Source organism: Nocardia albiluteola (assembly GCF_018860155.1).
GTDB classification, from domain to species: Bacteria; Actinomycetota; Actinomycetes; order Mycobacteriales; family Mycobacteriaceae; genus Nocardia; species Nocardia albiluteola.
Window position 1 is genome coordinate 560,732 of sequence record NZ_JAHKNI010000002.1, and the last position, 13,337, is coordinate 574,068.

A 13,337-nucleotide genomic window follows, 5' to 3' on the forward strand; every position below is an offset into this window, starting at 1 on the left:
GGTGCCGACCGGAATTCGGCGCCGCGGCCCGCACCTGGTCGTCCGCCGTCGCTACCTCGGGTGGCCAGCGCCGATGCCGGGATTGCCGGCGCGAGAATCGAACGCCGAGTCGTGCGTTTCGGCGACCTCGGCCCGTCCGCTCGAGCGAACATGACGATTCTCCGCGCGGATCGAGCGCACCCGGGCACCGGCCGCATCCCCAGGTCGCGGCCCTGTCGCTGCCGCCTCCGGACCCCAGTAGGCTGGGACCCCATGTGCGGAATCGTGGGCTACGTCGGATACCGGGACGCGCTCGGCGTCGTCGTGGACGCGCTGCGTCGGATGGAGTACCGGGGGTACGACTCCGCGGGCGTGGCGATCCTCGACGGTGCGGGCACCATCGCCGTGGAGCGCAAAGCCGGTCGCCTGGCGAATCTGGAGGCCGAGCTCGCCGAGTCCGGGGCCGAGCACTTCGCCGGGACCACCGGCATGGGGCACACCCGCTGGGCCACCCATGGCGCGCCCACCGACCGCAACGCGCACCCGCACCGCGACGCCACCGGCGCGGTCGCCGTCGTGCACAACGGGATCATCGAGAATTTCGCCCCGCTGCGCCGTGAACTCGAGGACGCCGGGGTCGAGCTGCGCAGCGACACCGACACCGAGGTCGCCGTGCACCTGGTCGCCCGCGCCTACGCCGCGGGCCCGACGGCCGGGGATTTCATCGCCAGTGCGCTGGCCGTGCTGCGCCGCCTCGAGGGCGCCTTCACGCTGGTGTTCACCCATGCCGCGCACCCGGACACGATCGTGGCCGCGCGGCGGTCGACCCCGCTGGTGGTCGGCGTCGGCGAGGGCGAGATGTTCATCGCCTCGGATGTGACCGCCTTCATCGAGCACACCAGGGAGGCAGTCGAACTCGGGCAGGACCAGGCCGTGGTGATCACCCCGGGCGGGTACACCGTGACCGACTTCGACGGGAACACCGGCGTGCACACCCGCCCGTTCACGATCGACTGGGATCTGGCCGCCGCGGAGAAGGGCGGCCACGACTACTTCATGCTCAAGGAGATCCAGGAGCAGCCGCGCGCGATCGCCGACACGCTGATCGGGCATTTCGCGCGCGGCCGCATCGTGCTCGACGAGCAGCGCCTCTCGGATCAGGAGCTGCGCGAGGTCGACAAGGTATTTGTCGTCGCCTGCGGCACCGCCTACCACTCGGGACTGCTCGCCAAGTACGCGATCGAGCACTGGACGCGGATTCCGGTCGAGGTCGAGCTGGCCAGCGAATTCCGTTACCGCGACCCGGTCCTGGATCGCTCCACGCTGGTAGTGGCGATCTCGCAGTCCGGTGAGACCGCGGACACGCTGGAGGCGGTCCGGCACGCGAAGGAGCAGAAGGCGCGGGTCCTGGCCATCTGCAACACCAATGGTGCGCAGATCCCGCGGGAGTCCGACGCGGTGCTGTACACGCGAACCGGGCCGGAGATCGGCGTCGCGGCCACCAAGACGTTCCTTGCTCAGGTCGCCGCGAATTACCTTGTGGGACTGGCGCTTGCGCAGGCCCGCGGTACCAAGTACCCCGACGAGGTGGCGCGCGAATTCGCCGAGCTGGAGGGGATGCCGCGCCTGGTGGAGCAGGTCCTCGAGACCGCGCCGCGGGTGCGCGAGGTCGCCCGCGAGTTCGCGCACGCGTCCACGGTGCTGTTCCTGGGCCGGCACGTCGGGTATCCGATCGCGCTGGAGGGCGCGCTCAAGCTGAAGGAACTGGCGTATATGCACGCCGAGGGCTTCGCCGCCGGCGAGCTCAAGCACGGCCCGATCGCGCTGATCGAGGAGGGCGTGCCGGTGATCGTGGTGATGCCCTCGCCGAAGGGGCGCGCGGTGCTGCACTCCAAGTTGCTCAGCAACATCCGGGAGATTCAGGCGCGTGGCGCCCGCACCATCGTCATTGCCGAGGAGGGCGATGACACGGTGCGTCCGTTCGCCGACTATCTGATCGAAATCCCCTCGGCGCCAACGCTTTTGCAGCCGTTGCTGTCGACGGTTCCGCTGCAGGTCTTCGCCGCCGAGGTGGCTCAGGCGCGCGGGTACGACGTCGACAAGCCGCGCAATCTGGCCAAGTCGGTCACCGTCGAGTAGGGCTGTCCGCTCGAGTCCGATTCGATATCTTCCGAGTCTCTTTTGAGTCTCGAAACCCTGCGAAACCGGTACTTGCAAGGGGCGATCGGCCCACCTTGGATGTTACCTAGGTCACATTCGGGATCGATTGATAGATATATCACTCGCAAAAACACCCGTAGTTCACCTTTCGTTAGGTTTGCGTTCATTTGTCGCAACCAATCTGTGACTTGCTAGATCGCGCCCCGGGCCGACTTATCGAGCACGGAAACCACGCAGCGGCGAACGTCGGCTCCTGCCGCTCCGCTGCCCGTCGCCGAAGTTCGGCGTACCACGCCCCGCGTCACATCCGCGGATAACTGAATCTCCAATCCGCATAACAACCGACAAAGGAATTCTCAGAACGTCGACGAACGCCGACCGCCCCGGCCGCCGTGCCGGACCGGCGCTCGCTGGATTCGTGCTGCCGAAAGACAACACCATGCATCTACGCAAACTGTTCCCCCTCGTCATTGCCGCCGCCGCGATCGCCATCCCGGCACAGGCCCACGCCTCATCGTTCACCGCCGGTGTCCCCGCGCAGCTGCAGCAGCCCGCGACGCAGCTGCAGCAGTGGGAGCAAGGGCTGTCGCTGCCGCTGCCGCAGCCGCTCTCGCAGCTGCTGCCGGCCCCGACGCCGGTCTTCGCGAACAACCTGGACGGCTGGATCCGCAATGCGCAGTTCGTCCTGAACCAGAACCACATCCCCGGCAGCTACGGCGCGATTCACCGGAACATCATGCGCGAGTCCGGCGGCAACCCGCGGGCGATCAACCTATACGACTCGAACGCCGCCCGCGGCATCCCGTCCAAGGGCTTGATGCAGGTCATCGACCCGACCTTCCGCGCCTACCACGTCGACGGCACGTCCTGGGACATCTACGACCCGGTCGCCAACATCACCGCCGCCTGCAATTACGCGGCGCATCGGTACGGCACGATCGACAACGTCAACTCGGCGTACTGAGTTTTCGGTCTTCCGCCCCCGGGTCGCGTGCGTCTGCCGTCGGCTCGGGGGCGGATGTCGCTCTCCGGGATGTTCTGCAAGCTCCCCGAGGAGCTCACGCGTCCCGAAGCGCCCTACTGGACGGTCACCGTGCCGTGCATGTCCGGGTGCAGGGGGCACATGTAGCGGTAGGTGCCGGGGACGGTGAAGGTGTGGCTCCACTCGCCCTGATTGAAGATGGGGCTGTCGATGCCCATCGCGGAGTCGCCGATGCCCTGCACAGCGTGGGGGTAGCGGTCCTCGAACTTCCAGGTCACGGTGCCGCCGGACGTGACGGTGATCGCGTCGGGGGAGAACTTCATGTCCTTCACCTCGACGGTGGCCGCCGCCATCGGGGCCGTGGCGGCTGACGTCGCCGCCCCGGAGGATGCCGGGCTCGGCGCGGATGTCTGTGCCCCCGAACCGCACCCGCTGACGGCCAAGGCGGCCAGCAATGCGACACAGCCCCCGAGACGCACCCATCGATTCCCACCGGTCGACATGCGGCCAGCCTAGTCCCGAGCGGTAGCCGCTCATTCGCCCTGGGGGGCTCGATTGCGCGTCCGCCGGTTCCGGCGCGGGTTGGGAGTACTCGTCGCCGCCGGGGCCGCGCAACCATTCGCGGCGCTCGAGTCGCCGACCCGGGCGGCGTAGTCTGCTGACGGTGTGATGCCGATGCGGTAGGAGGGCGGTCCATGACGATGCGCGGGTATTTCACGGTGGAGCAGGTGCGGGCGGCCGAGGCGGAGCTGTTCGGGCGGGTTCCCGCGGGGGTTCCGATGCAGCGGGCGGCCTACGGGTTGGCCCGCGTCGTCGCCGCGGAGCTGCGGGCGCGCACCGGCGGGGTGGCCGGGCGGGCGGTGACGCTGCTGATCGGCTCCGGGGACAACGGTGGCGATGCGCTGTGGGCGGGCTCGATGCTGCGGCGACGCGGGGTGGCGGTGACGGCGGTGCTGCTCTCCCCCGCGCGGGCGCATGCGGAAGGGCTTGCGGCACTATGCCGTTCGGGTGGGCGCGTCGCCGACGAACTCGGCGCGCCGGATCTGGTGGTCGATGGCATCGTGGGCATCTCGGGGCGCGGTCCGCTGCGCCCGCGAGCGGCTGAACTCGTTGCGGCAGTGGATGTTCCGATCGTTTCCGCGGACCTGCCCAGTGGGGTCGACCCCGATACCGGCGCGGTGGACGGCCCGGCCGTGCGGGCCGATGTCACGGTAACCTTCGGCGCGCACAAGCCGGTGCACGCGCTCGCCGCCCCATGGTGCGGGCGAATCGAGCTGGTGCCCATCGGTTTACGTCTCCCAGCGGCCGAACTCGCTGCGCTGGAACCGGCCTCGATCGGTGCGCGTTGGCCGGTGCCGGGCCCCCACGACGACAAGTACACCCAGGGCGTCACGGGAATCTGCGCCGGGAGTGCGACCTACCCCGGGGCCGCGGTGCTGTGCACCGGCGCCGCGGTGGCCGCGACCTCGGGCATGGTCCGCTACGCCGGTACAGGCGCGGCAGAGGTGCTCGCCCACTTTCCGGAAGTGATTGCCGCCGAGACCGTTTCGTCCACCGGGCGGGTGCAGGCCTGGGTGTGCGGACCCGGCGGCGGCACCGATGACGCCGCCCGCGAACGCCTTTCGGAAGTCCTCGCCACCGACCTGCCGGTGGTGGTCGACGCCGACGCGTTGACGCTGCTGGCCGCCGACCCGGCCCCCGTCATCGGCCGCGCCGCGCCCACCGTGCTCACCCCGCACGCGGGCGAGTTCGCCCGTCTGACCGGCGCCGACCCCGGCCCCGACCGGTCGGCCGCGGTCCGTGATCTGGCCGAGAAGTGGCAGGTCACCGTCCTGCTCAAGGGCCGTGCCACCCTGGTCGCGACACCCGGCGCCCCCATCCTGGTCAACGAGGCGGGCGGTTCCTGGGCCGCCACCGCAGGCGCCGGCGACGTCCTGTCGGGCATCATCGGCGCCCTGCTCGCCGCGGGCCGTCCCCCGCAGTGGGCCGCCGCCGCGGCAGCCCGCACCCACGCCCTGGCCGCAAACCTGGCAGCCCACGCGGCACCGCCCGCCAACGCCCCCGGCGCCCCCATCTCCGCCACCCCACTCCTGCACCAGGTGCACTCCGCCATCCAGACCCTCCGCGCCCTCGCCACGCGCTGAAGCGCGGCGATGCACCCTGCTCGTCGCCGCTGCCGGTAGCGCTGACGGGATCCTGCGAGTGTGGGACGTGGCCACCGGGCAGCTCGTCCACCGGTTCGCCTTCGGCGCTGATGTCGGCGCGGTCTGCTTCGGGCCGGCGGGCGAACTCGTCGCGGCCGTCGGATGGGACGTCGTGGTCTTGGAACAGGGCGGCTGATCCGGCTTGCCCCTGGTCGGGCCATTGTGTACGGGCGCACCGTGGAGGAGGGTGGGTATGTCCGGGTGGCGCCGCCCAGGGCGCCGCCTCATTTCGCACTGGGAGGTGGCCCGTGTATGCACGTTCGAGCACGATTGTGGCCAGGCTGTCGGCGATCGACACCGGGACCGCGTACCTCCGCGATGTGGTGATGCCGAATCTGCCCGAGATGCAGGGCTGGGTGGGGCTGTCGTTGCTCGTCGACAGGGCCTCGAGGCGTTGCGTCGCCACCACCGCGTGGGAATCGGAAGCCGCGATGCAGGACAGCAGACCGCAGGTGAAACCCCTGCGTGACGGCCTGTCCCTGGCCTTCGAGGGTCGGCTCGAGGTGATCGAGGAATGGGATGTTCCGGTCATGCACCGCGTTCACGCCGCCGGCGACGGCGCGAGCACCCGGTGCACCTGGATGCAGGGCAATCCGGGCGACATCGATCGAGAGATCGAGACCTTCCGGACGGGCGTGCTGCCGGCACTCGAGACGATGGACGGATTCTGCAGCGCCAGCCTGTTCGTCAACCGGACGACCGGCCGCGCGGTCGGCGTGACCGCGTGGGCCGGTCTGCGGGCGCTCGAGGGCAGCCGGGTCCAGATCGATCAGATCAGAAGCACGCTGACCCGGCGGGCGGGTGTCAGCGTCCAGGAGGTGACGGAGTTCGAGCTGATCTTGGCCCATCTCAGAGTGCCCGAGATGGCCTGAGTCCACCCGCCGGGGGCGCGCCCCTACTCGCCCTGAGCCAAACGCGACGTCGGCTCCCACTCGCGCCACAGCGCCAGCCGCGACTCGTAATCGGCGGTGGCGATGCCCAGCGGGTCGATGCCGAAGAAGACGCGCAGGGGCGGCTTCGGGGCGTCGACGACCTCCAGGATGGCCGCGCGGGTACCGATGGGGTCGCCGGAATTGCGGGCGGCCCGCTGCCTGGCGCGCAGCTCGCGGACGTGGTCGTAGGCCGGGATCGGGGTGCTGTGCTTCGCCGACGGGCCCGCCCAGTCGGTGCTGAAGCCGCCCGGCTCGATGAGGGTCACGTGGATGCCGAAGCTCGCGACCTCCTGGGACAGCGACTGCGAGAACCCCTCCAGCGCCCACTTCGAGGCGTGGTACGCGCCGATCGAGGGGAACGCGCTGATGCCGCCGATGCTCGACACCTGGATGATGTGGCCGCTGCCCTGCGCCCGCATGATCGGCAGCGCGGCCTGCGTAACCCACAGCGCGCCGAACACATTCGTCTCCAGCTGCGCGCGGAACTCGGCCTCGGTCAGCTCCTCGATCATGCCGAAGTGGCCGTATCCGGCGTTGTTGACGACGATGTCGAGCCGCTCGAAATGCCGGGCGGCCTCCTGCACGGCGGCGAAGTCGGCGTCGCGATCGGTGACGTCCAGGCGCACCGGCAGGAAGGTGTCGGGGTACTTGGCGACGATCTCGTCCAGGGTGGACACATCCCGCGCGGTCCCGGCGACCCGATCGCCGCGCTCCAGCGCGGCCAACGCCCATTCGCGGCCGAACCCACGCGACACACCGGTGATGAACCAAACCTTGCTCATAAACGGGCCTCCATCTCGAGTAAAGGGGCCGGTAATGCCCGTTGACCACGGTAGGCGCCTGGAGCGCACTTCAAGCAAGTACTTCCTCCCGCCCGATCTCCGGCGATGCCCTCGATCGCGGCCGGGCGACCCACCGGCTCTCGGCCACATGCCGTGGCAATGGCAGGATCGGTGCGTATGAACAGCACCGACCCGCAGGTAGAAACCGTCGTCGACCTCGACGCCATCGCGCACAACACGCGCGTGCTCGCCGGGCACGCCGGTGATGCCGCGGTGATGGCGGTGGTGAAGGGCGACGGCTACAACCACGGCGCGGTGCGGGTGGCCCGGGCGGCGCTGGCCGCCGGCGCCGCCGAACTCGGCGTCACCACGATTCCGGAGGCGCTGGAGCTGCGCGCCGGGGGCATCGATGCCCCGATCCTGAGCTGGCTCAACGTCATCGACGCCGATTACGCCGCCGCCGTCGCGGCCGATATCGAGCTCGGGGTGTCCTCCGCGCGCCAGCTTCAGGTCGTCGCGGACGCGGCGCGGGCGACCGGACGGACCGCGACCGTCTCGGTGAAGGTCGACACCGGCCTGAACCGCAACGGCGCCTCGGACATCGAATATCCGCGGCTACTCGGGCTGCTGCGCGATCTGGCCGCCGAGCGCGCGGTGCGGCTGCGTGCGGTCTTCTCCCACCTCGCGCTGGGCGACACGCCGCAGCATCCCGCGAACGACATGCAGCGCCAGCGTTTCCTCGACGCCATCGCCGCGGCGAAGGAGTTCGGCCTCGAGCCCGAAGTGGCGCACCTGGCCAATTCGGCGGCGGCGCTGACCCGGCCCGACCTTGCCTTCGACATGGTCCGCCCCGGCATCGCGCTCTACGGGTTGTCGCCGGTCCCGGAGATCTCCGACTTCGGCCTGCGCCCGGCGATGACCTTCCAGGCGCGGGTCGTACTGGTCAAGCGGGTCGCGGCCGGGGAGGGCGTGTCCTACGGCCACGAGTGGGTCGCCCCGCGCGACACCACGGTGGCGCTGATCCCGGCCGGATACGCCGACGGTGTGTTCCGGTCGCTGGGCGGCCGCATCACGGTGCGGATCGGCGAGCGGAGTTATCCCAGCGTGGGGCGGGTCTGCATGGACCAGTTGGTGGTCGACCTCGGCGCCAACGCCGAGGGCGTCGGCGAGGGTGACACCGCGGTGCTGTTCGGCGGAAAGCCGGGGGATCCGCATGCCCAGCAGTGGGCCGATCTGCTCGGTACCATCCACTATGAGATCGTGTGCTCGCCCCGCGGGCGGGTCGTGCGGCGATATGTGGGCGAAGGGGCGTGTTGATGAGATCGGCTCGGCCACAGGGATTTCGGATCGGCGCCTGGAGCGGCGGGGTGGCCGCGGCGGGCGTGCTGGGCGGCCTGGCCGGTGCGCATGCGCTGCGCCGGGTCGGCGCCACGGCGCGCTGGCCCGCGCGCTGCGACGAGCTGCGCGAAGAGGATTTCACGCTGCTGGATCGGGACCGCGCATGCACCGTGGTCGCTGACGACGGTGTGGCACTGGCGGTCCGCGAATGCGGGGCCGAAGATGCGCGGGCCACGGTCGTTTTTGTGCACGGCTTCTGTAACAGCATGGAGTCCTTCCATTTTCAGCGCCGCGACCTCGAAAAGCAGTGGGGCCCAGGGGTGCGCATGCTGTTCTTCGACCAGCGCGGGCACGGCAGGTCCGGTGAGCCGAGCGTCGGGAGCTGCACGGTGCCGCAGCTGGGCCGCGATCTGGCCGCCGTCGTGCGGGCCTGCGCGCCTACCGGCCCGCTGATGGTGGTCGGCCACTCCATGGGCGGCATGGCGATCCTGGCCGCGGCCGCGCAGTTCCCGGAGCTGTTCGCCGAGCGGGTGCGCGCGGTGGCGCTGCTGTCGACCGCCGCGGCCGAGGTCACCGACACCGGAGTGGCCCAGCTGCTGCGCCATCCGGCCATCGACGGATTCCGGGTGGCGGTGCACGCCGCGCCCGCCCTGATGCAGGCCGGGCGCGCGGCGGCGCGGCACGTCGTCACCCCGATACTGCACGTCAGCTCGTTCCACGGAGATGTGAGCCCGACCCTGTCGCGCATGAACACCTCGATGATCGACCGGACCCCGGTCGCCACCGTGGTGAAGTTCTTCCAGGCGCTGGAGCTGCACGACGAGTCCGCGGCGCTGCCCCTGCTGGCGCCGCGGCCCGCACTGGTCCTCGGCGGCGGGCACGACCTGGTGATTCCGTTCCGCAATTCCGCGGCGCTGGCCCGGCACCTGCCCGACGCGGACATGGTCCGGGTCACCGACGCCGCGCACATGGTGCACCTGCAGTGTCCGGACCTGGTGAATGCCGCCCTGGATCGCCTCCTGCTGCGCAGTGGGCTCGCGGCCCCCGGTGCCGGGCGGGAGGTACTGGGTGGTTGAGGCGGGACGGGTGTTCGCGTCGTTTGTTCGAGCTGTGATGCGAATCACTTTATGTGAGTGGGGATCTCGTGGCTGAGCAGCGCACATTGCCGACGGTCGAGGACACCGAGGCGTTGGGCCGGGAGCTGGCCCGCGACCTGGGCCCCGGCGACCTGGTCGTCCTCGACGGCCCGCTGGGCGCGGGCAAGACCGCGCTGACCCGCGGGCTCGCGGCGGGGCTGGGCGTGCAGGGGCGGGTGAGCTCGCCGACCTTCGTCATCGCCCGCCAGCACCGCGCCGGGGGGCATCCCGGCGCGATCCCCATGGTTCACGTCGATGCCTACCGGCTCGGCGGCGATCTGGACGAGCTCGACGCCCTGGATCTGGACACCGAGCTGGACGACGCGGTCGTGGTCGTCGAGTGGGGGCTGGGCGTCGTGGAACATCTCGCCGACCGTCACCTGCGAGTTCTGCTGCGCCGGGAGCCCGACTCCGACGTGCGGACCGCCACCTGGGAATGGGTCGCCTCCAGCTGAACCGCACGCGGGCCGAAGGTGACCAACCGGTATCGTTGAGGCAATCATGCTTGTACTCGCCGTCGACACCGCGACGCCTGCCGTCACAGCAGGACTGGTGGTTTTGGACCAGGCCGCCCCCGGGCACCACGACCTGCAGACGCTCGCCTCCCGGGTGACCGTCGATGCCCGCGCGCACAACGAGGTGCTGGCGCCGCAAATCCTCGAATGCCTAGACGCGGCAGGCCGTTCCCGCGCCGAGCTCGACGCCGTCGTGGTCGGCCTCGGCCCGGGGCCCTTCACCGGCCTGCGTGTCGGCATGGCGACCGCCGCCGCATTCGGCGACGCGTTGGGGCTGCCGGTGTATGGGGTGTGCAGCCTCGATGCGATCGCGGCCGCCGCCTGGCGCGATATCACCGACGCCGAGGCCGAGCTGCTGGTCGTTACCGATGCCCGTCGACGCGAGGTGTATTGGGCCCGCTACCGGGCCGTGTCCGGGGTCGCGCCGGAGGGCGCGTTCGTGGTGGCCGCCGTCGGTGATTGCCCGGGCGCGGGGCCCTTGGAGAGCGCGCGGGTCGACACAGTCGCGCGCGTGTCGGGGCCGCAGGTGTGCAAGCCGGGTGACCTGGAGTCGGGCGATTCCACGGTGATCGCCGGATCCGCCTCGCACGTAGACTTTTTCGATCTGCCTGTGCTGCCGGTGGAGACGCCGTCTCCCGAGGGCCTGGTCGCCTGCGCGGCCGCCGAACTGCTGGGCCGGGCGGCCCCGGGCCCGCTGACACCGCTGTATCTGCGTCGGCCCGATGCGGTCGAGCGCAGCTATCAGGCGGTCCGCTCGTGACCGGCGAGGCGCCGTCGCCCGATACCGCGGCACGCGACATGGGCGACCAGGTCGACCTGCCGTTATCGGATCCCGTTGCGCCCGTAGGGATCCGGATCGAGCCGATGACGCCCGCCGATATCGCGCGCTGCGCCGAACTCGAGAAAGTGCTCTTCCCTGAGGACGATCCGTGGCCGGAGGTGGCCTTCCGGTCGGAGCTGGCCGGGGCGCACAACCGGTACCTGGTCGCGCGGGAGGAAGCCGGCCGCATGGTCGGCTACGGCGGCATCGCCCTGCTGGGCAACCTCGAGTATCCCGAGGCCGAGGTGCATACGATCGGCGTCGACCCGCACTGTCACCGCGGCGGGATCGGCACGCTGCTGCTGCGCGCGCTGCTGGCAGAGGCCGGGGGCCGCGGCGGTCCGGTCTTCCTCGAGGTCCGCACCGACAACGCGCCCGCGATCGCCCTGTACGAGAAGCACGGCTTCCACATCATCGGCCTGCGCAAGAGCTACTACCAGCCCAGCGGCGCGGACGCCTTCACCATGCGCCGCCCCGCGCTCAGCGGTGCCGACCAGCCGAACGAGGTGCTCACGTGAGTGCGATGATCGTCATGGGCATCGAAAGCTCCTGCGACGAAACGGGAGTCGGCATCGTCCGGTGGCGTGCCGACGGCACCTGCGAGCTGCTCGCCGACGAGGTCGCCTCGAGCGTCGAACAGCACGCACGGTTCGGCGGCGTGGTACCCGAGATCGCCTCGCGGGCACATCTGGAGGCGATCGTCCCGGCGATGCGGCGGGCGCTGGCCGCGGCCGGCATCGCCAAGCCCGACGCGCTGGCGGTGACGATCGGCCCCGGCCTCGCCGGTGCGTTGCTGGTCGGGGTCGCGGCCGCGAAAGCCTATGCGGCGGCGTGGGATATCCCGCTGTACGCGCTGAACCATCTCGGCGGCCACGTCGCCGTCGACACCCTCGAACACGGCCCGATGCCGCCATGCGTGGCGCTGCTGGTCTCGGGTGGCCACACCCACCTGCTGCACGTGACCGATCTGGCCGAGCCGATCGTCGAGCTCGGCAGCACCGTCGACGACGCCGCCGGCGAGGCCTTCGACAAGGTGGCGCGGCTGCTGGACATGGGCTACCCCGGCGGCCCCGCGCTGGATGCCGCCGCGGCGCACGGTGATCCGAAGGCCATCGCGTTCCCGCGCGGCATGACCGGCCCGCGCGATGCCCGCTACGACTTCTCCTTCTCCGGGTTGAAGACCGCCGTCGCACGGTATGTCGAGGCCGCCCAGCGCGAGGGCCGGGAGCTGCCGATACCCGATATCGCGGCCTCGTTCCAGGAGGCGGTAGCGGATGTGCTGACCCTCAAGGCGATTCGCGCGACGCAGGACGTCGGCGTGGACACCCTGGTGCTCGGCGGCGGCGCCACCGCGAATTCCCGCATCCGGTCGATGGCGCAAGAACGCTGTGCCGCAGCCGGTGTCACCCTGCGGGTGCCCAAGCCCCGGTTGTGCACCGACAACGGCGTGATGATCGCGACCCTGGGCGCACACGTCATCGCGGGTGGGGCCAAGCCCTCATCGCTCACCGTCGCAACGGATCCCGGCCTGCCGGTCTCCACCAGCCAGCTGCCGTAATCAGCCAGTGGCCAGCTCGGCCAGCTCGGCGATCTTCGGATAGTCGTTGGACGACAGCCAGATCAGGATCGCGCGCGCGTCCGGCATGCCGGTGAAAGGCACGAACATCACGCCGGGATGGGCGAAATGCGAGGGCATGGCCGCCGTGGTCAGGAACACCCCGTCCCCATGTGCGACGGCGCTGAGCATCTCGGGCTCGGTCCGCGCCTGGGGGCCGCGGCGGATCGGGCGGCCGGACGGGGTGGTCTCCGGCGGCCAGAATTCGCGGGCGAATTCGGGCGTGACGGCCGGATCGGGTCCGATCACCGGGAGTTCGGCCAGATCCTCCAGATCCGCCGAGCCGCGCCCAGCCAGCGGATGGGTGCGTGCGACGGCCAGCATGCGCGGGTAGGTGGCCAGCACCGGGCCGATCATCATATCCGGCTGCTGGATCGGCGCCAGGCACACCTGCACGTCGACCTCGCCGCGGCGCAGCGGGCCCAGGATGTCGATCCACGGGACCTGGATCCGCGTGATGGTGCAGTCCGGATGGCGTGCCCGGAACCGGGCCATTCCGGTGTCCAGCGCGGAGGCATACGGGCCCAGGAAGCCCACCCGGACGCCGCGCGCGGCCCGGCGGGTATCGATGATGGCCCGGCGCAGGTCGGCGAAGGCGGGCCGGACGCCGGCCAGTAGCTGCTCGCCGAAGGCATTGAGGGTGACGCGACGGCTGGTGCGGTGGAACAGCTGCCGCCCGATGCGGCGCTCCAGTGTCCGGATCAGCTGGCTCACCCGCGGCTGGGACAGCCCGAGCCGGGCCGCGGTACGGCCGAAGTGGAGCTCTTCCGCCAGTACCAGGAAAGCCTGCAGTTCGACGGGGTCGATACGGTCCGTATCGGAGTTCTCAACCATAAACATCGCTTATTGATTGTGCCGAATTTGCCCGTTGATG

The 13,337-nt window shown here is 70.6% G+C and carries 15 protein-coding genes; 12 read left to right on the forward strand and 3 right to left on the reverse strand.

Annotation, left to right across the window (positions count from 1 at the left end; translation table 11 throughout):
• Window positions 1–252 precede the first annotated feature (252 nt).
• Both glmS and KO481_RS08430 read left to right on the forward strand, forming a co-directional pair.
• Window positions 253–2,118: a glutamine--fructose-6-phosphate transaminase (isomerizing) gene (gene glmS, locus KO481_RS08425; RefSeq protein ID WP_215916416.1), complete on the forward strand. Its 1,866-nt coding sequence runs from the start codon at window positions 253–255 to the stop codon at window positions 2,116–2,118.
• Window positions 2,119–2,578: 460 nt separating this feature from the next.
• Complete coding sequence (locus KO481_RS08430) at window positions 2,579–3,103, forward strand: transglycosylase SLT domain-containing protein (RefSeq protein ID WP_215916417.1); 525 nt, start codon at window positions 2,579–2,581, stop codon at window positions 3,101–3,103.
• 113 nt (window positions 3,104–3,216) lie between these two features.
• Here KO481_RS08430 and KO481_RS42860 read toward each other — a convergent pair whose 3' ends face one another.
• Window positions 3,217–3,444, reverse strand: coding sequence for a cupredoxin domain-containing protein (locus KO481_RS42860; RefSeq protein WP_245400549.1), 228 nt, complete (start codon window positions 3,442–3,444; stop codon window positions 3,217–3,219).
• Between KO481_RS42860 and KO481_RS42865 the strand changes: the two genes are divergently transcribed.
• The 4 genes from KO481_RS42865 (at window position 3,443) to KO481_RS08445 (ending at window position 6,197) form a co-directional block, all read left to right on the forward strand.
• A complete protein-coding gene (locus tag KO481_RS42865) occupies window positions 3,443–3,637 on the forward strand; it encodes a hypothetical protein (RefSeq protein ID WP_245400550.1) in 195 nt (64 codons plus the stop codon). The genes KO481_RS42860 and KO481_RS42865 overlap by 2 nt on opposite strands.
• 185 nt (window positions 3,638–3,822) lie before the next feature.
• A complete protein-coding gene (locus KO481_RS08440) occupies window positions 3,823–5,265 on the forward strand; it encodes an NAD(P)H-hydrate dehydratase (RefSeq protein ID WP_215916691.1) in 1,443 nt (480 codons plus the stop codon).
• Between the two features lie 67 nt (window positions 5,266–5,332).
• Window positions 5,333–5,461 (forward strand): hypothetical protein, encoded by a 129-nt coding sequence (locus KO481_RS43860; RefSeq protein ID WP_281066033.1) that lies wholly within the window; start codon window positions 5,333–5,335, stop codon window positions 5,459–5,461.
• A 112-nt stretch (window positions 5,462–5,573) separates the two neighbouring features.
• Window positions 5,574–6,197, forward strand: a complete 624-nt coding sequence (locus tag KO481_RS08445) for a hypothetical protein (protein ID WP_215916419.1) — start codon at window positions 5,574–5,576, stop codon at window positions 6,195–6,197.
• Window positions 6,198–6,220: 23 nt separating this feature from the next.
• Here the strand turns inward: KO481_RS08445 and KO481_RS08450 are convergent, their stop codons facing one another.
• A complete protein-coding gene (locus tag KO481_RS08450) occupies window positions 6,221–7,039 on the reverse strand; it encodes an SDR family oxidoreductase (protein WP_215916420.1) in 819 nt (272 codons plus the stop codon).
• Between the two features lie 177 nt (window positions 7,040–7,216).
• On the opposite strand from KO481_RS08450, the gene alr reads away from it, so the two are divergent.
• From alr to tsaD, 6 genes are read left to right on the forward strand one after another with little or no spacing between them, the layout of a single operon-like run.
• Complete coding sequence (gene alr / locus KO481_RS08455; protein WP_245400551.1) at window positions 7,217–8,356, forward strand: alanine racemase; 1,140 nt, start codon at window positions 7,217–7,219, stop codon at window positions 8,354–8,356.
• Complete coding sequence (locus KO481_RS08460) at window positions 8,356–9,453, forward strand: alpha/beta fold hydrolase (protein ID WP_215916422.1); 1,098 nt, start codon at window positions 8,356–8,358, stop codon at window positions 9,451–9,453. Before alr ends, KO481_RS08460 begins: the two co-directional genes overlap by 1 nt.
• 53 nt (window positions 9,454–9,506) lie before the next feature.
• Complete coding sequence (gene tsaE / locus KO481_RS08465) at window positions 9,507–9,968, forward strand: tRNA (adenosine(37)-N6)-threonylcarbamoyltransferase complex ATPase subunit type 1 TsaE (RefSeq protein WP_372451955.1); 462 nt, start codon at window positions 9,507–9,509, stop codon at window positions 9,966–9,968.
• Window positions 9,969–10,014: 46 nt separating this feature from the next.
• Window positions 10,015–10,788 (forward strand): tRNA (adenosine(37)-N6)-threonylcarbamoyltransferase complex dimerization subunit type 1 TsaB, encoded by a 774-nt coding sequence (gene tsaB / locus KO481_RS08470; RefSeq protein WP_215916424.1) that lies wholly within the window; start codon window positions 10,015–10,017, stop codon window positions 10,786–10,788.
• 38 nt (window positions 10,789–10,826) lie between these two features.
• Window positions 10,827–11,366 carry a ribosomal protein S18-alanine N-acetyltransferase gene (rimI, locus tag KO481_RS08475; RefSeq protein WP_215916692.1) on the forward strand — a complete coding sequence of 180 codons (540 nt, stop codon included), beginning with the start codon at window positions 10,827–10,829 and terminating at the stop codon, window positions 11,364–11,366.
• 5 nt (window positions 11,367–11,371) lie between these two features.
• Window positions 11,372–12,406: a tRNA (adenosine(37)-N6)-threonylcarbamoyltransferase complex transferase subunit TsaD gene (tsaD, locus tag KO481_RS08480; protein ID WP_215916693.1), complete on the forward strand. Its 1,035-nt coding sequence runs from the start codon at window positions 11,372–11,374 to the stop codon at window positions 12,404–12,406.
• Here tsaD and KO481_RS08485 read toward each other — a convergent pair whose 3' ends face one another.
• The gene (locus KO481_RS08485; RefSeq protein ID WP_215916425.1) at window positions 12,407–13,297 is read right to left on the reverse strand and encodes a LysR family transcriptional regulator; all 891 of its coding nucleotides are present in this window, start codon (window positions 13,295–13,297) and stop codon (window positions 12,407–12,409) included.
• Window positions 13,298–13,337 lie beyond the last annotated feature (40 nt).